Annotated in this window: 21 protein-coding genes; 14 read left to right on the plus strand and 7 right to left on the minus strand. The window is 60.0% G+C overall.

Annotated elements, in window-relative coordinates:
• Positions 1-32 precede the first annotated feature (32 nt).
• From ACI94_RS08890 to ACI94_RS08910, 5 genes are all read left to right on the plus strand, one after another.
• Positions 33-323 (plus strand): energy-coupling factor ABC transporter substrate-binding protein, encoded by a 291-nt coding sequence (locus tag ACI94_RS08890; RefSeq protein ID WP_273258726.1) that lies wholly within the window; start codon positions 33-35, stop codon positions 321-323.
• Between the two features lie 43 nt (positions 324-366).
• The gene (gene cbiQ / locus ACI94_RS08895) at positions 367-1,143 is read left to right on the plus strand and encodes a cobalt ECF transporter T component CbiQ (RefSeq protein ID WP_066957377.1); all 777 of its coding nucleotides are present in this window, start codon (positions 367-369) and stop codon (positions 1,141-1,143) included.
• Positions 1,140-2,345, plus strand: coding sequence for an energy-coupling factor ABC transporter ATP-binding protein (locus ACI94_RS08900; protein ID WP_273258724.1), 1,206 nt, complete (start codon positions 1,140-1,142; stop codon positions 2,343-2,345). The genes cbiQ and ACI94_RS08900 overlap by 4 nt, the downstream gene beginning before the upstream one ends.
• A gap of 115 nt (positions 2,346-2,460) precedes the next feature.
• Complete coding sequence (gene pyk / locus ACI94_RS08905; protein WP_191092826.1) at positions 2,461-3,960, plus strand: pyruvate kinase; 1,500 nt, start codon at positions 2,461-2,463, stop codon at positions 3,958-3,960.
• 55 nt (positions 3,961-4,015) lie between these two features.
• Entirely contained in the window at positions 4,016-4,987 is a 972-nt protein-coding gene (locus tag ACI94_RS08910; protein WP_066957381.1) for a cation diffusion facilitator family transporter, read from the plus strand.
• Between the two features lie 9 nt (positions 4,988-4,996).
• Here the strand turns inward: ACI94_RS08910 and ACI94_RS08915 are convergent, their stop codons facing one another.
• Positions 4,997-5,596 carry a diacylglycerol/polyprenol kinase family protein gene (locus ACI94_RS08915; protein WP_161937581.1) on the minus strand — a complete coding sequence of 200 codons (600 nt, stop codon included), beginning with the start codon at positions 5,594-5,596 and terminating at the stop codon, positions 4,997-4,999.
• 264 nt (positions 5,597-5,860) lie between these two features.
• On the opposite strand from ACI94_RS08915, the gene ACI94_RS08920 reads away from it, so the two are divergent.
• The 7 genes from ACI94_RS08920 to ACI94_RS08950 all read left to right on the plus strand — a co-directional run bounded on the left by ACI94_RS08920 (position 5,861) and on the right by ACI94_RS08950 (position 13,165).
• Entirely contained in the window at positions 5,861-6,568 is a 708-nt protein-coding gene (locus ACI94_RS08920) for a small multi-drug export protein (RefSeq protein WP_286681331.1), read from the plus strand.
• A gap of 603 nt (positions 6,569-7,171) precedes the next feature.
• Positions 7,172-8,737: an ABC transporter substrate-binding protein gene (locus ACI94_RS08925; RefSeq protein ID WP_286681332.1), complete on the plus strand. Its 1,566-nt coding sequence runs from the start codon at positions 7,172-7,174 to the stop codon at positions 8,735-8,737.
• Between the two features lie 198 nt (positions 8,738-8,935).
• A complete protein-coding gene (locus tag ACI94_RS08930) occupies positions 8,936-9,697 on the plus strand; it encodes a class I SAM-dependent methyltransferase (RefSeq protein ID WP_273259217.1) in 762 nt (253 codons plus the stop codon).
• 4 nt (positions 9,698-9,701) lie between these two features.
• Entirely contained in the window at positions 9,702-10,643 is a 942-nt protein-coding gene (locus ACI94_RS08935) for an ABC transporter permease (protein ID WP_286681333.1), read from the plus strand.
• Positions 10,636-11,532 (plus strand): ABC transporter permease, encoded by an 897-nt coding sequence (locus ACI94_RS08940; protein WP_273259219.1) that lies wholly within the window; start codon positions 10,636-10,638, stop codon positions 11,530-11,532. Before ACI94_RS08935 ends, ACI94_RS08940 begins: the two co-directional genes overlap by 8 nt.
• Positions 11,529-12,467: an ABC transporter ATP-binding protein gene (locus ACI94_RS08945; protein ID WP_273259220.1), complete on the plus strand. Its 939-nt coding sequence runs from the start codon at positions 11,529-11,531 to the stop codon at positions 12,465-12,467. Before ACI94_RS08940 ends, ACI94_RS08945 begins: the two co-directional genes overlap by 4 nt.
• A complete protein-coding gene (locus ACI94_RS08950) occupies positions 12,446-13,165 on the plus strand; it encodes an ABC transporter ATP-binding protein (protein WP_286681334.1) in 720 nt (239 codons plus the stop codon). Before ACI94_RS08945 ends, ACI94_RS08950 begins: the two co-directional genes overlap by 22 nt.
• A gap of 53 nt (positions 13,166-13,218) precedes the next feature.
• On the opposite strand, the gene ACI94_RS08955 is transcribed toward ACI94_RS08950, so the two are convergent.
• The 5 genes from ACI94_RS08955 to ACI94_RS08975 are packed head-to-tail and all read right to left on the minus strand — an operon-like array spanning position 13,219 to position 18,179.
• Positions 13,219-13,866 carry an ABC transporter ATP-binding protein gene (locus tag ACI94_RS08955; RefSeq protein ID WP_286681335.1) on the minus strand — a complete coding sequence of 216 codons (648 nt, stop codon included), beginning with the start codon at positions 13,864-13,866 and terminating at the stop codon, positions 13,219-13,221.
• Positions 13,860-14,801: an ABC transporter ATP-binding protein gene (locus ACI94_RS08960; protein WP_286681336.1), complete on the minus strand. Its 942-nt coding sequence runs from the start codon at positions 14,799-14,801 to the stop codon at positions 13,860-13,862. The genes ACI94_RS08955 and ACI94_RS08960 overlap by 7 nt, the downstream gene beginning before the upstream one ends.
• Positions 14,798-15,601: an ABC transporter permease gene (locus tag ACI94_RS08965; RefSeq protein WP_273258576.1), complete on the minus strand. Its 804-nt coding sequence runs from the start codon at positions 15,599-15,601 to the stop codon at positions 14,798-14,800. Before ACI94_RS08965 ends, ACI94_RS08960 begins: the two co-directional genes overlap by 4 nt.
• Positions 15,598-16,545, minus strand: coding sequence for an ABC transporter permease (locus ACI94_RS08970; protein WP_273258574.1), 948 nt, complete (start codon positions 16,543-16,545; stop codon positions 15,598-15,600). Before ACI94_RS08970 ends, ACI94_RS08965 begins: the two co-directional genes overlap by 4 nt.
• A 23-nt stretch (positions 16,546-16,568) precedes the next feature.
• Entirely contained in the window at positions 16,569-18,179 is a 1,611-nt protein-coding gene (locus ACI94_RS08975; RefSeq protein ID WP_273258572.1) for an ABC transporter substrate-binding protein, read from the minus strand.
• A gap of 189 nt (positions 18,180-18,368) precedes the next feature.
• Here ACI94_RS08975 and ACI94_RS08980 point away from each other — a divergent pair, with 189 nt between their 5' ends.
• On the plus strand, positions 18,369-19,196 hold the full coding sequence (locus tag ACI94_RS08980; RefSeq protein ID WP_286681337.1) for a bifunctional 2-polyprenyl-6-hydroxyphenol methylase/3-demethylubiquinol 3-O-methyltransferase UbiG: 828 nt from the start codon (positions 18,369-18,371) through the stop codon (positions 19,194-19,196).
• Here ACI94_RS08980 and ACI94_RS08985 read toward each other — a convergent pair.
• Entirely contained in the window at positions 19,172-19,456 is a 285-nt protein-coding gene (locus tag ACI94_RS08985) for a zinc ribbon domain-containing protein (protein WP_273258570.1), read from the minus strand. The two genes, ACI94_RS08980 and ACI94_RS08985, sit on opposite strands and share 25 nt — an antisense overlap.
• 129 nt (positions 19,457-19,585) lie before the next feature.
• Between ACI94_RS08985 and ACI94_RS08990 the strand changes: the two genes are divergently transcribed.
• Positions 19,586-20,428, plus strand: a complete 843-nt coding sequence (locus tag ACI94_RS08990) for a cache domain-containing protein (protein WP_286681338.1) — start codon at positions 19,586-19,588, stop codon at positions 20,426-20,428.
• The last annotated feature ends 23 nt before the right edge of the window (positions 20,429-20,451 follow it).

The raw sequence follows: 20,451 nt of genomic DNA on the forward strand, positions 1-20,451 counted from the left end.
AGCACCGTCAAGAAACTCCAGGAGGCCGCCGCATGAAGTATCGTATGGAGATCGCGGTCGCCGCAATCATCATCATCTTTGCCGCGGTCTTTCTCGTTCAGGACGCCGCGATCCGGGCCTCCGGAGAGGAGGCCTGGGGCGGGGCAGACGGCGAGGCCGCCGCCCTCATCGAGGCTTCAGGCTACGAGCCCTGGACGGAGTCCTTCTGGGTGCCCCCGAGCGGTGAGATAGAGTCGCTCCTCTTTGCCCTCCAGGCCGCCATCGGTGCCGTGATCATCGGCTACATATTCGGCTACTGGCATGGCAGCAGGAAAACCGCCTGATTTTTTGACGGACCGGTCAACTCGGTAAGGGGACGGGACTACCGTGCACAATATCCTCGATGACTATGCTCAGACAAACGGTCTGCGGCAGATAAACCCGGGGCTTAAACTCTTCATCGGAATTGCGAGCATCCTCCTCTGCGTCTCGTCCCCAGGACCCGTCGCCCCTCTCTTCGTCTCAGCCTCGATGAGCGCTGCGATCCTAGTCCTGGCAAAGATTCCGGTCCGGTTCTACACCCGGCTCCTCCTCATCCCGGTCTCGTTTGCGGCAATGAGCATCGCCGTGATCCTCTTCATCACCCCAGGAGGAGACGTCCTCCTCGAGGTCCCCGGTCTTCCCCTCACGATCACGGCCGGGGGGGCAAACCTCGCCGCCCTCCTCCTCGCCCGGGTCTTCGGGGGGATGTGCTCGCTCTTCTTCATCGCGCTCACGACCCCGATGGCCGAGATTCTCGAGATCCTCCAGCGACTCCGGGTGCCCGCCGTCTTTGTCGATCTTACCATGCTCACCTACCGGTTCATCTTCATCCTCATCGAAGAGGCGGGCCAGATCTATCGTGCGCAGGTGATGCGCCTCGGTTACGGCCGGTTCCGGGAATCGATCCAGTCGTTTGGGATGCTTGCCGGAGCCCTCTTCCTCCGCACCTGGGAGAGCGGCGAAGCCCTGATCCTCGCGATGGACGCACGCTGCTACGACGGCAGGCTCACCCTCCCCGGTGAACCCCGATCCATCTCCGCCACAGCGGTTGCGGCCGCCCTCCTCTATCTCCTGGCCGCCCTCGGAATCCTGCTCTCTACCGGAGGTCTGACACTCATATGACGACACCACTGCTTGAGACCAAGAACGTCACCTACGCCTACCCAAACGGTCCTGCCGCCCTCGCCGGGGTGAGCATCAAGATCGCCGCCGGCTCGAAGACCGCCCTCGTCGGGCCGAACGGCGCCGGGAAATCGACGCTCCTCCTGATGCTCAACGGCATGATCCGACCCGATTCGGGAGAGGTCCGCTTTGGCGGCCGACCGATTGCATACGATAACCAAAGTCTCCGGGAACTGCGCCGCCGGGTCGGATTCGTCTTCCAGAACCCCGACGTCCAGATAATCGCCCCGACCGTTGAGGCGGACGTGGCCTTCGGGCCGGTGAACCTCGGTCTTTCCCCCGACGCCGTCCGGCGGGCGGTCCGGGACGCCCTCGGCTATGTCGGGCTCCAGGGTTACGAGAAGCGGCCTCCCCACCACATCTCCGACGGGGAGAAGAAGCGCGTCGCCATCGCCGGTATCCTCGCGATGGAGCCGGCGGTCCTCGTCTTCGACGAACCGACGAACACCCTCGACCCCGCGAGCTCTGAGGAGGTGATGGAGCTCCTCGACGAACTCGCCTCCAGCGGCCGGACGGTGCTCGTATCGACGCACGACGTCGAGCTCGCCTACCGCTGGGCCGACTCGGTCATCCTCATGGCGCATGGCAGGGTCCTTGCCCGTGGGCCGCCGGAAGAGGTCTTCTCGGACCACGCCCTCCTTGCCACCGCCCGCCTAAAACCACCAGCCCTGCTCGACCTCTACAACGAGCTTGGGCTACGGCGCATCATCGACCGCGACGTCCCGCCTAAGAGCGTGCTTGAGTTCACCGACCGGATCGAGCGGGTGCTGCACGGCCACGTCCCGGCACGGAACGGGACCGGGACGATCTACCTCTGCAACGCCGACCGGACCGGCGGCGACGAGGTTCGGGCGCTCCTGGAGCGCGGAGAGGTCGATCACGTCGGGGCAATGGGCACACGCGCAAAGGAGTTCGCGAACCGAGAGCGGATCATCCTCGATTACACCTACGGTGTCATCGACAAGTGCATCCTAAAGGCGCTCATCGGCGAGAACTCGCTCATCATCACCACCGGGGGTATGGTCGAGCATGTCCACCGCCGGATCGGGGAGTACGGCGCCGAGAGCGGACGCAAACTCATCGTGACACCGGTGCAAGAGACGTTGACCCCGGTACCCGACCGCGAGAGGATACCGGAATAATCGGGGCGGTAATTGTCCCGGAGTGAGCTTATGGTCCGGGCAGACTGGTTTGTCCCCTGACCATCATCAACGTTCGGGCGAAGATTAATCCGATACCGGTACCTGTGGATATCTTATGATGGTCGAGGAGGTGCTGCACAGGATATCGGAGCAGGCAAAACGGAAACGGATGAGCCTGCCCGACCATAAGACAAAGATCGTCTGTACCATCGGGCCCGCATCCCGTTCCCGGGAGGTGCTCGTCCGGATGATCCAGGCCGGCATGGACGTCGCCCGGCTCAACCTCTCCCACGGATCGTTCGACGAGCACCGGGAGACCATCCGCAACATCCGGGCCGCCGCGGATGATGCCGGGCTCCCGGTCACGATCCTGATCGATCTGCCCGGACCCAAGATCCGGATCGGCGATCTTGCGATCGAGCCGCTGGAACTCCACAAAGGCGAGGTCGTCACCCTCACCACCGCCCCGGCGGCCGGCGATCCCACACGGATCCCGGTCGAGTTCGAGCAGTTTCCGCAGCTGGTCTCGGAAGGGAGCATCATCTACCTCAGCGACGGGTTCCTCCAACTCCGGGTCAATGAGGTCGCGGGATCGGACGTCCGGGCAACGGTGATCGTCGGCGGCCCCCTCCTCTCGCGCAAGGGGATGAGCATCGTGGGCGGCGGAGGAGTCCTCGCAGTCAGCGCCCTGACCGACCGCGACCGAGAGTGCATCGATTTCGGGCTTGGAGAAGGGCTCGATACGTTCAGTATATCCTTCATCGAGCGGCCGGAGGACATCCTGAGAGCCAGAGAGCATGCGGCCCGGTCCGGGAAGACCATCAAGGTGATCTCAAAGATCGAACGGCAGGAGGCGCTCGCAAACATCGACGGGATCCTCCGGGAGACCGACGGCGTCATGATTGCCCGCGGCGACCTCGGGGTCCAGATCCCCATTGAGGAGGTTCCTGCGGTGCAGAAACGGATCATCCAGAAGGCCAATATCCTCGGCCGGCCGGTGATCACCGCCACCCAGATGCTGATGTCGATGACCGACAACATCCGGCCGACACGAGCGGAGGTGACCGATGTCGCAAACGCCATTCTCGATGGGACGGATGCCGTCATGCTCTCCGAAGAGACGTCCATCGGGAAGTACCCGGTCGAGACGGTCGCGATGATGGCAAAGATTGCCCGTTCGACCGAGGAGAAACGCTCGAGTATCGGGCCGGGGTGCAACCTGCTCGGCTATTTCCGGCAGGGAAAAGGCCGGGAGAAGATCACCGTCAACGATGTCGTCTCGTTAAACGTCATCGAGGCACTGGACGCTCTCAATATCCGGTTCGTGCTGACGCCCACCCGCTCGGGGATCACGCCGAGGAATATCTCCCGGTTCAAGCCTGAAGCCTGGGTCCTCGCGTTCACCCGGAACCCGAGCACAGCCAAGTTTCTGGCGTTCTCCTACGGGGTCAGGCCGTTCCTGATCCGGAGCGAGAAGGAATACTGGCACGGAGCGATCCTGGACGCGATCCGGGACTGGGGCCTGATCGAACCCGGCGAGCGCGTGGTGCTGACCGAAGGGGTCTCCCCGGGGCGTGAGGGCACGGACTCGCTCATCATCCTGACCGTTGATTAAAGAGACCCCCGGCACAACAAACCCTATCCCGGTGGGGAGCGAACACCTACAGTAGATGGGAGCGGCCGCATCAGAGAAGCGTGAGGTTCCGGGCCAGGACGGCGTGCTCAAAGAGAAGACTGCACGCCTCTCGGTCGCTTCGAATGCATTTCTTGTGACGGCGAAACTCGCCGTCGGATTTGCCATCGGCTCGATCAGTATCATATCCGAGGCAATTCACTCCGCTATCGACCTGATTGCCGCGATCATCGCCTACTTCTCGGTCCGGCAGTCTGCCCGGCCCCCCGATGAGTGCCACACCTTCGGGCACGGGAAGTACGAGAGCATATCGGGGCTCCTTGAGGCGGTCCTGATCCTCGCAGCCGCCCTCCTGATCATCAGCGAGGCGGCGGGAAACCTCCTTGGCGAGGGGGAGACGCTGGACGTCGACGGGCTCGGGCTCGGTATCGCGGTCATGCTGCTCTCGGCCGGGGTGAACCTCTACGTCTCGTCCCGGTTGATGAGAGTGGCAAAGCAGACCGAGTCGATAGCGCTCGAGAGCGATGCCTGGCACCTGCGGACCGACGTCTACACCTCCGCCGGGGTCGTGGCCGGGCTCGTCCTGATCCGGCTGACCGGTCTTGTCGTCCTCGATTCTATCGTTGCGCTCGCGGTCGCCGTCATCATCCTCCGGGCGGCCTTCGATCTTATCCGGCGCTCGTTTGAGGACCTCGTCGACCGGAGTCTTCCCCCAGATGAGGAGAGCCGGATCCGGGAGATCATCAGCAGCCACTGCACGGACGTCATCGGGTTCCACCGGCTCCGGACCCGCCGGTCGGGACCGAACCGGTTCGTGGACCTCCACCTTGTCGTCCCGAGGACCGCGACCCTCGAGGAGGCGTACGGTATCGTAAAAGAGGTGGAAGACGACGTCAAACGGGAGTTCCCCCGGACAAGCGTCACGATCCGGGTCCAGCCCTGCACCGGCGAGGACTGCCCGGCTTGCGCGATCTATACTGTGTGCGATCACGCGGTGCACCGGGACTGACCGCCGCTCTCAGAGCAGCACTGCAAGAACGAGGCAGGCCACGACCGGGACGACGAGGTTGTCGTCCACGGGGCTTGCGAGTTCCGCAAGGCCGGCGATCGCGGCGGTCAAAAGAGCGATCGGCGGCGGGACGATGAGAGAGAGCACAACCGCCGTCACCACAATTCCGGCGGATGTGCCCTCAAGGGACTTGTGGTTGTAGATCCGGGTCCGGCCGAACCGGACGCCGACAAGCGTGGTGACGCTGTCAAGGAGCGAGAGCACAACAAGTCCGGCGAAGGCAATCCCTTTTGGGAAGAATACAAGGCAGAAGAGGGCACCGATAGCAAAGAAGAGAGCTCCTCTACCCGGGACGGCATCCCGCCGCTCAAGACCCGCAAGGATCCGCGAGATGACCGGGATGGTGTAGCCACGGGAGACGGCGTCGGAGAGGATGGACCCACCAAAGAGGGCAATCATGAGGACTGCAAGGGCGAGGTCGCGGTCAAAGAGGAGGACAAAGCCCGCGATCCCGAGCCCGAAGACGAGGTGGACGACCTGCCGGAGCGACTCGTTCATCCTCTCCGGTATCGGCGTGCAGACGGTTAAACTCTCGTCTGGTCGCAACATCACCGCGAGCGGCATTCCCGTATGATGGCCCGGGCATCCTCGCGGATATTCTCAAGCGCGGCTTCTACGTTTGCGACCGTGCGAGAGTGCACTCTCCCCGGTGCCGGCCTCGACGCTTGGTATGGGAACCGGGGCTGTCGGGCGGGGGTCATGCACGTATCCTCGTCCTCCACAGACTTGAAGAACCTGCCTAGAATCACTTCGATAACGTATTATCCCGATACACTAAATTTGAACTACATCTCCCACCCGGGCGACCGTATCATGACCGCGGAACACACACCCAGACCAGAGGGTTGGAAGGCTCTTTTCGCGAACCCCTACATCATCATTCCCATCAAGTTCATCCTCCCGCTTGCCATCATTCCCGCGGTCATTGCGGCGCTCTACCTGACTGAGCCCTACGAACGATTCCTGATCATCTCCGGGCTGATCGCCGCCTACTTCGTCCCCCCGGCCGGGAAGGAGACGATCATCCCCCTCGCGATCATCGCGGGTTATCCCTGGTGGCTCATCACGGCCGTGATCTTCCTCCTCGACGTCGCCGTCTCTCTCTTTGTCGTCTGGAACTTCGATCTGGCTCTGAAGATCCCCTTCATCGGCCGGCTGATTGAGAGCGGGATGACGTTCGGCAGGAACTACACCGAGCGCCAGCCATGGCTCAGGCGGTTCTCTACGATCGGGCTCATCCTCTTTGTCTTCTTCCCGCTCCAGGGGACGGGGGCGATGAACGGGGCGATCCTCGGGCGACTGCTCGGGCTGAGCGGACGGCGGGTCTTTGGTTGCGTCTGCACGGGATCGCTTGCCTCCTGCCTCGTCTTTGCCCTCGGCGCCGACGTGCTCCTGGAGATCTACCGCGAGGATCCTACACTCGGGATCGGGATCCTGGTCGGGATCGTTGTTGCCGTTGTGGCTGCGATCATTGGCTGGTGGATGTATCGGAAGCGGTTCCGGGGACGGACGCCCAGATAACCCGGTCGCGCGGCACAAGCACTCTTCACCCGGTCACCCGGGGCTCGGCCGGGGCCGCGAACCAATCCTGTAGCGCCGCGGTCTTCGTGGATATTTCTAACGCTGTGGATCGGAACCGCGGGAGCAGTTAAATCCAACAGATACGCCACCTATTTTTCGATCCGGGTCAAATCCTATCCGGGAGGCACCGGGACGGGCAAGTGAGCCATGAAGAAGACGTTCCCGGCAGCAACGCAGTCCCGTAGCTGCCTGCACGGCCGCCATGGGGGGTCCGTCGCGGGACGCTACAAAGAGGCCTTCAGTGGTGTGGGGCACTGCGACGGATTATAGGGGGCGGACCGGAGAATATACCGATTTTCGGAAGAAAAATTCAACGAATCATAGTATAACATAACAAATGTCTGCAATTATTTGGCTATTTTTAACAAAATTATGGAATTATATGCCACCTAGTGCTGCAAGAGTATAATTTCGTAACATTTAAGGCTGAAGGAACTCTATCCACTAATATTCTATCTACACGAAAACGACGTGTGGTGGTCGATCCGATGACCCTTCGTGCGTATCCCTGGGGATAGAATTGACCGATAACGAGGAAAAATGATGAAGAAGATCATTGGGCTGTTACTCACTCTGATTCTGGCAGCATGCTTGCTGGCTGCCGGATGCACATCAACCGAATCATTTGGATCCGATCCGGGGAAGACCCTTGTCGTAGGGGAGATGTGGCGCGTGTCGTCGATCAATCCCGGAGACGGGCACGGCGGAGGCACCTTCATCACGGAGAAGGCAATCGTGACCGAGACCCTTGTCGGTGCGGACGCCAACTTCACCCTCGTGCCGAACCTTGCCACCGCCTGGCGGCAGATCAACGACACGACGTGGGAGTTCGACCTCAGAGAAGGGGTGCTGTTCCACAACGGGGAGGAGATGACCGCCGAGAGCGTCGTGTTCTCTCTGGACCGGGTCGCCGAAAGTTCTCCCGGCACCGCAGCACTGCTCGACTACAAATCGTGTGAAGTGGTGGACCGCTATACTCTCCGCATCCACACAAACACGTTGAACCCGCTTGTACCGGGAACGCTGCACTATCCGGACACGGCGATCATCCACCCGGATTCATACGATGCCTCCGGGAAGTTTATAACGCCGATCGGAACGGGTCCGATGAAACTTGAGTCCTTCGACGAACAGACCGGGGAGGTTGTCGTCGTCAAGAACAGCGAGTGGTGGGGCGGAGAGCCCGGTCTTGATCGGATGATCATCCGCGGCTACGAGAGTCCGGCAACCCGGGCAATGCTTGCCGAGAGCGGAGAGGTCGATTTCACCGTCGATCCGCCCTATAGCGAGGTTGATCGTCTGGACGCGATCGACGGGATCCGCGTGGAGAAGTACAATACGCCGAGGATCTACAAACTCGATGTCAACCTGAACCGCCCTCCGATGGACGATAAAAACGTTCGCAAGGCGATATCCCACGCAATCGACCGCGACGGGATCGTCGACAACGTCCTCTACGGGGTAGGGAGTCCGGCCGGAGGCGTCTTCCTCCCGACGATGACCTGGGCGAACACCACCCTGAAACCCTATACCTACGATCCGGCGCTTGCAAAGCAGTATCTTGCAGAATCGGGGTGGACCGACACGGACGGCGACGGATACGTCGACAAAGACGGCAAGAACCTCAAGGTGAAGGTCGTGACCTATACCGAGCGCCCGGGACTGCCGCCGATGCTTGAAGCCATTGCGGCAAACCTCAAGTCCGTCGGCATCGAAGTCGAGACGCTCTCGATGGAAAACAGCGCTCTGACCGTTGCCATGGCCGACGGCACCTGGGACCTCTATCTCTCCGCGACAAACCTTGCGATGGTCCCCGACCCGGAGTATGTCCTGAAGGGCTGGTACACCACCACCGGGTCCAGCAACACGGCGGGCTACAGCAACCCGGAGGTCGACCGCATGATCATGGAGGGCCACAATATCAGCGATCTTGACGAACGCTACGACCACTTCCGCCGGATCGAGGCGATCGTCTACGATGACCTGCCGACGATCAACGTCGCCTATTACGGCGTCGCCGTCGTCATGAAAGATACCGTAAACGGCTACAAGTTCGATCCGACCGCACACGACTACCGGATCGATCCGTTCATGTCCATCTCGGCATGAACCCATTTTTCGATCGCAAAGAACCGGGAAGGGCGGAAGCATGAAGGAAGAAAGTTCTCAAACAGAGCGGCGGGAATGCCCGCTGCCCGCGTAACCGTAGGAGACGCGAAGATGAAGATACCGACGACGGATTTATAGAATCTGTGAGCAAAAAAGACCGTTGAAGCGAGTAATTAGGGATTTTACAGGAGAGAGAACATGGACGACAACGCGATGAAATCGCACATTGCACAGACCTGGAGTGCGGAAGCCGGATACTATGACAATCATGTGTCTCACGGGGTTCAGACCGACGAGGAGAAAAAACTCTGGATGGACGTGTTCCAGAATGTTTTACCGGAGGGGGATCACCTCTCCATCCTGGATGTCGGATGCGGGACCGGCGCGATGGGACTGATCCTCGCGGAGATGGGTCATAGCGTCACCGGCATCGATCTTTCGGAAGGAATGATGGAGGTCGGCAGAAAGAAAAACGCCGATCGGGGGCTTTCGATGATCTTTCTGGAGGGGGACGCGGAAAACCCGCCGTTTGCGGATGGGAGTTTCGATGCGGTGGTCAATCGCCACCTCCTCTGGACTCTCCCTCATCCGGATGTCGCCCTTGCGTCGTGGAAGCGCGTGGTCCGGCCGGGCGGCCGGGTCATCGTCATCGACGGTGTCTGGGATGATGGAAAGACAACGACGAAGATCCGCAGGACCGTAAGTCAGGTTCTTAGTAACGTCTTTGATCCTCTCCCTGCACCATCCTCATACGATGAAGAGGTCTCGGCCGCCCTGCCGAACCTCGGGGGCGTTCCGGAGGATACGGCACGAAGATACTTTGCGGATGCGGGTCTTACAGACATTTCTCTGGAAGACCTGATGCATATCCGCGAGCATCAGCGGCGATATCTGAAATGGTACCAGAAGATCAACCATCACTGGTGCTATTATCTCATTTCAGGAACGAAGCAGGCGTAAAGATATGCATCACTACATCATCAAACGCACCGCATACCTCATTCTGACGCTGCTGATCGCGTCGATCTTTACGTTTGTGGTAGTGAACGCCACCCCGGGCGAGCCGGCCGAGGTTCTCGCCCGGCACCTGTATCTCGGGCTGGAAGAGGTCGCCCCTCCGGAACTGATCGCCGAGGTCTCCGGCCGCTACAATCTCGACAGGCCGCTGCTGGAACAGTATCTCGATTGGATGGGGGGTGTTCTTCACGGGGACCTGGGCTACTCGATCCTGTTCAATAAACCGGTGGATAAATTGCTGATGTTGTATCTGCCGCCGACACTTCTGCTGACGACCGTATCCATGACATTTGCCGTGATCTCTGGACTCTTCCTTGGCATCTATTCGGCTCTTCACCAGAACAAGCTCCGGGATCACTTCATCCGCATCGTCACGATCTTCTTCGTCTCGATGCCCGGGTTCTGGGTTGCCGTCATGCTGATGCTGGTCTTCTCCATCTGGCTTCGCCTGACACCCGTCGCCGGATACGGCGGCCCGCAGTTCATCGTCCTGCCCGCGATCGCTCTGGGCCTGCATACCATGGCCTCCATCGCCCGGATCATGCGGACCAGCATGCTCGATACGATGGAGAAACCGTTTGTGGTGTTTGCAAAAGCAAAAGGTCTCCCGGCTCGGGCGGTGCTTCTCTCCCACGCCTGTAAAAACGCCCTGCTGCCGGTGCTGACGGTCGTCGGCATGTCGTTTGGCGCTCTGCTCGCCGGTTCGGTGGTGATCGAGACGATCTTTGCCTGGCCCGGCATCGGGAGCCTGCTGATGAAGGCCATCTCCGCCCGCGATCTTGTGCTGATCGAGAGCACGATCATGGTGATCGTGCTTCTCTTTCTGCTGGTGAACTTTGCAATCGACCTGCTCTATCGCGCACTCGATCCGAGGATTACCTATGAGTGAAGTGGGCAGCGCGAGAAAACTCCGGAGATGGCGGGCATCCGTCCTTGAATCGGACTGGTATTCCCGGCTGATGCAGCGACCCGGTCTGCAGGTGGTGCTCGCACTGCTCGCGACGGTAATCCTCGCGAGCGCATTTGCGCCGATGCTTGCGCCGCAGGACCCGAACGCCACCGACCTCTACGGGAAAAATCAGGGTCCGTCCGCCGCCCATATCCTTGGAACGGATTATCTGGGCCGCGACCTCTTCAGCCGGGTGATCTGCGGCCTGCAGACCTCGATGACCATCGCCCTGACGACGATCGCCGCGACATTCGTCATCGGGACCGCCATCGGCGGCTACTCGGGGTACAGAGGGGGTTGGGTCGACAACGTCGTCGCCCGGGTGATCGATGTGTTTCTTGCGTTTCCGTCGATCATTCTTGCTCTCGCCCTGATCACTCTCCTCGGTTCGGGCATCGTGAACATGATCCTGATGCTTGCGGTAGCGCAGTGGGCTTCGTTTGCCCGGCTGATGCGGGGGCAGGTTCTTTCTGAGAAGAACCAGGAGTATGTTCTGTCCGCACGGGCGTCGGGGCTTCCGGGCTGGTGGATCTTGACGAAACACATCATGCCGAACTGCATTATGCCGGTGGTTGTCCTGGCGACGATGGACCTCGGACATACGATCCTGACGATCTCGACGCTGTCGTTTCTTGGGCTCGGCATTCCGCCGTCGATCCCCGAATGGGGCTCGATGATCAATGCAGGTCTGGACTCCATGCGGACTGCGCCTCTGAACGTGATCGTACCGGGCATTGCGATCACGATCGTAACGCTGCTCTTCAACCTCGCAGGGGAGGGACTGCGGGATATCACGGACCCGAAGTCCGACGGGGAAGGATCGCTATGAAGATCCTCGAGGTGGCCGGGTTGAACGTGACGTTTCCGACCCGCCGGGGAATGATCCGGGCTTCGCAGAATGTCAGTTTCTCTGTCGACACGGGGGAGGTCTGCGTCCTCGTGGGGGAGACCGGGTCCGGGAAATCGGTCATCGGCCAGGCGATCCTGCACCTGCTGCCCAGGACGGCGATCGTTTCGGGCAGCATCCGCTACGGAGGGCAAGAGATCCTCTCGATGAGCGAGGCGGCGTATGCACATCTCCGGGGCCGTGAGATCGCACTCATCCCGCAGAACCCGAGCGGGTCGCTGGACCCGCTTATGCGGTGCGGCCGGCAGATCGCCGAGGTTCTGGAGTGCCGCGAAGTCCCTCGGGAAAGACTGAGCGGGGAGACCGGCCGGATTCTCTCGTACCTGAACTTCCCGGACCCGGAACTGACGGCGGCGTCCTATCCGCACGAGCTCTCGGGCGGCATGCGCCAGCGGTTGACGACCGGCATCGCGCTTGCATCGGAGCCGCGGCTTCTGGTGGCGGACGAACCGACGAAGGGTCTGGATTACGCGGCACGAAACGCTTCGATCGCGATGTTTCGTACGCTGAAAGAGAAACGACACGACTCAATCCTGATGATCACGCACGATCTGGAACTTGCCCGGCTGATCGGCGATACGGTCGGTGTCCTGTACTCCGGGGAACTTGTGGAGTTCGGTCCGGCGGCAGAGGTGTTCGAAGATCCCGGGCATCCGTATACGAAGGGGCTGATTGCAGCTCTGCCGAAGAACGGCATGAAGCCGATGCCGGGCACCTGTCCGGGACTCTCCCGGCTGCCGAAGGGATGCTATTTCCGTGACCGCTGTCCCCACCCCTGCACCGAAGGAGAAGACAGCCATCCTGCAATGCTGGATGGCTCAGGGAGGTGGGTGCGGTGCCGCCGCTTCTCCGTGTAGAGCATCTCCACAAGACCTACGGCCACGGGGATATTTTCCGGGACGTGAGTTTCACGCTGGATTCCGGGGAGACGATCGGCCTCTTTGGGATGAGTGGGTCGGGCAAGTCCACGCTCGGCCGCTGTCTCCTGCTGCTCGAACGGCCTTCGGGAGGGAAGGTTTTCTTCGAGGAAATCGAGATCTCAAAGATCCGGGGCCGGCGTCTGGAGGCGATCCGGCCCCGGATGCAGATGATCTTCCAGCACCCGGAGGTCTCGCTGAACCCCCGGATGCGTCTGATCGAGAGTGTGACCGAGCCGCTTGTCTACCACCGTGGGCAGGAGCGGGAAGAGGTCTTTGAGGAACTCCAGCCGCTGATTGCGGCTGTCGGTCTCCGGCCCGATCAGTTCTACAGTTACCCTAACCAGCTCTCCGGCGGCGAGATCCAGCGGGCGATGATGGTGAAGATCTACTCGCTCTCCCCGAAGCTGATTGTTGCCGACGAACCGACGTCGATGCTGGACATGTCGGTGCAGGCGCAGGTGCTCTCGCTGATGAAAGACCTCCAGCGGAAGAACGACACGGCAGTTGTCTTCATATCGCACGATCCCGAGGTGATGCAGGCGATGTGCGACCGCGTGGGGGTGCTGGCGGAGGGTGCGTTTACGTTGATGGATATGAGCGCGTTCTCCGGGTATGCGGAAGGACTCCGGCAGTAATTTTTTGCCCTGGCCTCCCGATGGGGCGGGGTCGGATGAGCAGGGGCGCCCCCTCACAACCGCACAACCCGATCCGCCATGAACGATACGACCGCCGCGTCGTGCGAGATGAAGACATACGAAATCTCCCGCTCCCGCTGAACCTCTTTTAACAGATGCAGAATCTGCGCCTGCACCGAGACATCCAGCGCACTCGTCGGTTCGTCCAGGATCATCACTGACGGCGAGACAAGCAGCCCCCGCACAATCGCCGCCCTCTGCGCCTGCCCGCCGGAGATCTGATCGGGATACCGCGACAGGATCTCCTGCTGCAGGCCCGCCTGCTGCAATGCCCCGGCAAGGACTGTCGCATGATCCGCTCTTGAAACGCCCGTAAGCGTCAGAACTGCCGACATCGACTGCCCGATGGTCCTGACCGGATTAAACGACCCTGCCGGATCCTGAAAGATCATCTGCACCGACCGCCGGAACTTTCCATACTCCGGGCGGCTCATCCCTGTAATATCCTTCCCGCGGAACTCCACCGTCCCGGACTGCGGCCTCTCAAGTCCCGCGAGGATCCGGGCGCAGGTGCTCTTCCCGCACCCCGACGGCCCGACCAGCCCCACCGTCTCCCCCACCGCAAGTTCAAACGAAAAATCCTCAAATACCGCCTGATCCCCGTATGATTTTGAAATCTTTTCAGCACGCAGGATCAGCATCGGAAACACCGCACCTGCCGGCCGCCGTTCTCCCGCATCGGAGGAACAGAGCGCCTGCACTCCTCGTCCGCACCGCCGCACCGGGGATGAAACGCGCAGCCGGACGGGAGATCCAAGAGCGCCGGCGAGATCCCGGGAATCGGGCGGAACCCGTTCTCCGGCAGACTACCCAGGAGCCCCCGCGTATAGGGGTGCGCCGGAGCCGTGAGAACGTCCGTCGCCCATCCCGCCTCAACGATCATCCCGCAGTACATCACCAGAACCCGATCAGCAAGTCGCGCCGTAAGCCCGATATCGTGCGTGATCAGCACCAGGCCCGTCCGGCCGTCCGCCGTGATCCCGGCAAGCATCTCCTCGAGATCGCGGATCCGGTCCGCATCAAGCCCTTTCGTAGGCTCGTCCGCGATCACCAGTTCCGCCTGCAGAAGAGACACCGCCGCAAACAGCACCCGCTGGCACATTCCGCCCGAACACATCCACGGATACGCCCGCATCGTCGCCGCATCCAGACCGAGCGCGGTAAGGGCCTCAAGGGCCTTCTCCTCTGCCTCCTCTCGACGGCATAGTCCATGCAGAACCATCGGCTCGGTCAGCTGCCGCCCGATCCGGAGCACCGGGTTCAGTGCCCGTTCGGGGTTCTGGAATACCATCGCCATGCGTGTTCCGCGAATCTTTTCCATCTCCTTTTCGGAAGCGGCCAGAATGTCTTGCCCGCCGAAGACCACCGAGCCGGAGACTTCCGTGCCCGGTGGAAGAAGCCGCATCACCGCCTGTGCGATAACCGACTTTCCGCACCCGGACTCCCCGACGATGGCAACCGTCTCGCCTGCGGAAACCGCAAACGAGACATCCCGCACCGCCCGGATGCGGCCGCCGTCTGCACCAGGAAACGAGACCGAGAGGCGCTCGATTTCGAGCAGCGGCTCGTCCTTCATAACTGCATCACCTCCCGGTTCCCGCGTTCGTGCAGAAACGCAAGGCTCGTGATCGCCAGAACACCCAGGATGATGCAGATCGCCGGCGGCATCCACCAGTACCACATCTCCCGGATGAACCCGCCGTGATTGAATGCATCCGAGATCATCACACCCCATGAGAGCATCGTCGGATCGGACAGACCGAGGAACGAGAGCGACGCCTCTGATATCATCGCCGACGCCGTCACCAGGACGAACTTCGGTACGACAACCGGAAATACCACCGGCAGGATCTCGCGCAGAATGATGCTGGCCTCCGAGAACCCAAGGCAACGTGCCGCCAGTATGAAATCCGCCGACCGTACCTGCATTACCTTCGACCGCACCACCCGGGCGACCGACTCCCACGACAGCAGGCCGAGCACCAGGATCAGCAGCCACGGTCCCGGCGTCAGATACGCCGCAAGAATGATCACCAGCGGGATCTTGGGGAGGATCAGCACGATATCCGTCGTCCCCATCAGAAGATCGTCGAGGATGCCGGTCCGCCACCCGGCGGCAAGCCCGATCGCCGCCCCGATCACGATCGCCACGGCACCGGAGGCAAACCCGATGAGCAGCGACAACCGTGCCGCATAGACAACCAATGAGAAGATGTCTCGACCCATGTCGTCCGTCCCGAAGAGATGCGCCGCGTCCGGCGCCTGATATGCTGAAAACCGTTCTGTCGGTGTAAACGGTGCAATCAGGTCAGGAAAGGTTGCCATTGCTGCAAAGATTGCAATGAGCGCAAACGGAAGGAAGTAGCGGTGCTTCATACTCCCTCTCTTGTGACCCGCGGATCGATCACCCCGTAGAGAATGTCGGCGATCACGTTTGCAAGGATTACCATCACCGCAATCACCAGGAACAGACCGGAGAGGACCGGGTAGTCGCGGGTGAGGATGGCATCGTACATCAGCGTTCCAAGCCCGTTTAACGAGAAGATGATCTCGATGAATAATGCGCCGGAGAAGAGAAACCCGAAATCAATTGCAAACTGCGTCAGGATCGGCAGGATGGCGTTTCGCATCACGTGACCGTAAAGTATCTTCCGGCCGGGAACGCCGAGTGATCGGGCGAACTGCGGATATAATTGGTTTTTTTCAGCCAGAACCGAGCCTCGCATGATCAGGAGGTTGCGGGCGAAGACAAACAGGGCGAGTGTTGCGACCGGCAGCGCCAGGTGATGCATCACGCTCCAGATATCAGGCGTTGTGTAGAGGCCTTTGTACGGAAACCAGTTGAGGTGATAGACAAATATCGAGAAGAGAGTCAGACCGAGCAGATACGGGGGGATGCAGGAGATACAGATGCTTGCCCCCGTCAGGGCTTTTGCGGGTTTATGGTCGCTCATCCACCCGGCCCACGTCCCGAGTATGATCCCTGCCGCATAACCGATGAGGAGCGAGGTGCCGACCAGAAGCAATGTCCAGGCGACGCGGTCTCCGATCAGGGAGACAACCGGGCTGTGGAGATGGTAGGAGTAGCCGAGGTCGCCGGCACAGAGTCCCTGCAGGAAGAGATAGAACTGCTCGGGAACCGGTCTGTCGAGACCGAGCCGGGCGTTGAGATCGGCCAGGACTTCCGGGGTCACGATCACATCCTCACCGATGAGAAACATCACCGGATTTCCGGGCATGATACGAGGGAGCGCGAAGACTATGAGGAGGATAACCAGCAGTGACGCGGCGTAGCGGATAATTTTTCTCTGGAGGGTCATGTCCGTACCGGAAAAATTGAGTGTTAAGTTGCCGGGTGAATGCTCAGGAAGTTGATCTCGTTGAAGATCCCCTTAAACTGCGATGAGTACCAGCCGGTGATCTCTCTGTTGATCGGGGTTACGTCCTTCTTCCAGTAGATCGCAATGCCGGGCAGGTTGTCGGAGTAGTACTGCTGTAACTCTTCTGCATAGCGCTCGAGGTCTGCAGCCTCGGTCGTCGCAAGGATCTTGTCGCAGAGGTTGAGGAAGTCCGGGTCGTCGAGGTTGTGCAGGACACCCTGGCCGGTTCTTCTACTATCAAAGTAGCCGGTTCCCCAGTTTGCGTGCATCAGCATACCCCATGGGGTCGTGCGGGTGATGGTGATGTCGTACTGGTAGTTGTCTTTGATGTCATACCAGGTGGTTGCCTCGACGTTTTTGAGATCCACGTCGATGCCGACGTCCCTGAGGTATTCAGCCACGAGTTCGCCCTCGCGGTCGTAAGCGGATTGGATGACGAGTCTGAGTTTCAGGTCGGAACCGTCGGGATTCTCCCGGTATCCATCGCCGTCCACATCGAGATATCCGGCTTTTTCCAGTTGCATTCTGGCGGACTCGGGGTCGTAGGTTAATGCGGGCATCTCTTTGTAATACGACATCCCCTCCGGCACGAATCCGCGGGTTGGGACAGCACCGTAACCGAGCGTGCAGATGGTCACGAGTTCGTCGTAGTCGATTGCTGAACTGACGGCATTTCTGAAGTTCAGATCAGCGCCTGCTCCTTCTTTGAGGTTGAACCCGACGAAGCAGAGACCGATGGACGGAGTTTCAAGGATACCGAACCTATCGTTCTTCTCCAGGGATGCAACGGATGCGTAAGGGTACGAAGCCGCGTACGTCCAGTAAGTGTCCATTTCGCCGTTTTCGAGTGCAAGACTTGCGGCATCGGCATTGGCGAACCAGTGGACTTCAACGGTATCGTAGTAGGGCTCATCTCCCTTCCAGTACGGGTTTCTGGCAAACTTCAGGACCGCAGCGTTGATGTCGATATTTTCGATGTAGTATGGACCAGAACCGACGTAGGGGCCGGTGCTGGCGTACTCTTCAGGCTTGTCGATCGTCTCCCAGACATGTTTTGGAATGATAAAGTAGGAGAGAAGTTCCAGATCAAGTCGGGCATAGGGCTTGTTGAAGGTGAACGTGACGGTGTTGCCGTCAACTCTGGTATCGATGAGGGTATCTGCGATCCAGGCGGATGAGGCAATCTTCTCGCCGTGGTAGTTGAGGGTGAAAGCGACATCTTCGGCTGTCAGCGGGGTTCCGTCACTCCAGTGATATCTATCGTCGATGACAAACGTCCATTCGGTACAATCGTCGTTTGCGTACCATTCTCTCGCGACGTTGCCGATGATATTGCTGTTGTTGTCCATCTGCAGAAGTGCCGGATTAGCGATGGCGTTCATCAGGCCGAAATTATAGTCCCCGAGGTATGACGGTGCCTTGATGACGTTGAGGGTCGCCACTTTGATGGTCTTTGATCCGGTCTCCCCCCCGGCCGAAGTACCAATACATCCTGCGGCAAAGGCGCAGGAGATGAGAATCAGCAAACCGATGGTGAAATAACGGAGTCTTCTGCTGGATCCGGAAAGCGTCATGATATTCCTATTCCGGATTGTACATGTGCCTATTTATTTCTACCGAATCCTTTTCTCATCTCACTTGGTGTTACTTTATTGTGTTACGATGTGAAACATGGGTTGATCATTGCCGTGAGGAGGCCGGCGTTCGAGGGGAACGGCGGATCCCTCGACAGCATCGGACCTCAAGCGGGAGGAGCACTAAGAATGAGCGATGCAAATAAGGGATGGAATGAGCGATGCGAATTGCAGAGGCGGATTACGGGTTACAGGTCCTGCGCGGAACTCTTCTCGATCCAGAAGAATGTCGACCGGATGGCAGAGGATCTGATCAAGGGAACGATCGACCGCGTCTCCGACCAGCTTGCCTGCCTGGATTTTCCTGCGGGTTCAACGGTTCTGGATATCGGCGCGGGTCCCGGAACACTCGCTGTGCCGCTTGCACAACGGGGGTGCCGGGTGACGGTTGTCGAACCGTCGCACCCGATGACGGTCTCCATGGAGAAGTACAGGGCGCGTCTGGGTGTCTCTGGGCGGATCGCCGTTGTGCCGCAGCTCTGGGAGGATGTGGATGTGAATTCGATCGGCAGGTTCGATTACGTAATCTCCTCGTTTGCAATTGCGGTGCCGGATCTGCGGGATGCGCTCTTGAAGATGAACGCGGTTGCAAACAAGCAGGTGCACATCTTCTGGTTCTTAACCACGCCGTCGTGGGCACAGATCAACACGGACCTGTGGAAGGCACTGCACAACGAGGAGTACATCGGGCGGCCGTACGCAGATCTTATCTGGAATGCATTGTATCAGGCGGGCATTATGGCAGACCTCTCGGTGTACCCGCTGAAAGATTCCCGTACATTCTCCAACCACATAGAGGCGCTCGAAGAGTTTGCGGATCGTCTGTTTGCTGCTGGGGACCGGCAACGGGAGGTTGTCCTGGAGTATCTGCAAAAAACACTTCTCCTCCGTGAAGACGGACGGCTGGCCTTCCCCGACGGAGGGGATTATGCTCATATCCGGTGGGATACGTCGTGAACTACCCCGCGCTCTCGAGCGGAGCTTCCTGCTTCATCCCTCCTCTCTTGAGGCAGGCCCACAAACTCTACGGTGCGTTCCGCACCTGCTATTCCAACAAAATTCTGTTCTTGCAGGACAAACTCCATGATATTGATCGCCGCGTTGATGTCGCGGTCATGATGGTTACCACAGTCAGGACAGATCCACTCTCGCTCTACGAGCCGAAGATCCCACCTCGCACACCTGTATTCCAAACCGTTCCTCTGGTCGGCGACCATTTCATGGCATCGAACAAGTCTCCGTATTGCTTTCTGCCGATTCTTCGACTCTTTCACCCCGCAAGATAAATTGACAGATTTCGGATACTTTAAATGAAGATCTCTCGATCTCTTTTATTAAGTGAGCAGATGGATTCTCAATCATACCCATGGATCATTGCGGTCGCAGCAGTCCTCGTTGCCGTCGTCGCCGGCTTTTCAGCGCTGAGCCAGCCGACAACGGCGCCCGTCTCCGCGACTGAGCAGGATGCGACGGTGCTCCTCATCCGCCTGCAGTCCGATATCACCACGGCACTCGAGGCCCTGGACAGCCGCCTGGCGCATGCGGCGTTCGATCTCGGGAAGACGGATCTCAACGACACTGCCGCCCGCGGGGTCCTCATAAACCTGAGCAGCGCCGACCCGTCGATCGTCGACTGCACGGCCTCCGACATGGAAGGCACGCTCCTCGCTGCCGAGCCGGCAGAGTTCCACGGCGTCGAAGGTTCGGACCTCAGGGATCAACCCAACGTCCGGCATATCCTCGCGTCGAAACGGCCGATCATGAGCGAGGTGATCACGGTCGCGGAGGGCATCCCGGCGGTGGTTATCTCCACGCCGATCGTTACCGGTCAGGATCGGTTCGTCGGTTTTACCTCCATCGTCTTCCGGCCGGAAGTCCTGATCGGAGAGATCGCCGGCCCGGCGGCGGACGGCACCCCCTACCAGGTGATGGTCCTCCAGACGGACGGACGGGTGATCTACGACACCGACCCGGCCCAGATCGGGCGGATGATGTTTGAAGACCCGCTCTACACCGATCACCCGGACTTGCTCGATACGGCCCAGCGGGTCGTCAGCGAGCGCTACGGCACCGCGACATACAAGTTTGCCGCCGACGGAGGAGAGACGGTGCAGAAGGAGATCACCTGGACGACCACCGGGCTCCACGGGACGGAGTGGAGGGTGGCGGTGATCCGGGCGGTTGAATAAGAAGAAAGGACGGGTGGCCGCGT

Source organism: Methanoculleus sp. DTU007 (genome assembly GCF_001512385.1).
GTDB lineage: Archaea > Halobacteriota > Methanomicrobia > Methanomicrobiales > Methanoculleaceae > Methanoculleus > Methanoculleus thermophilus.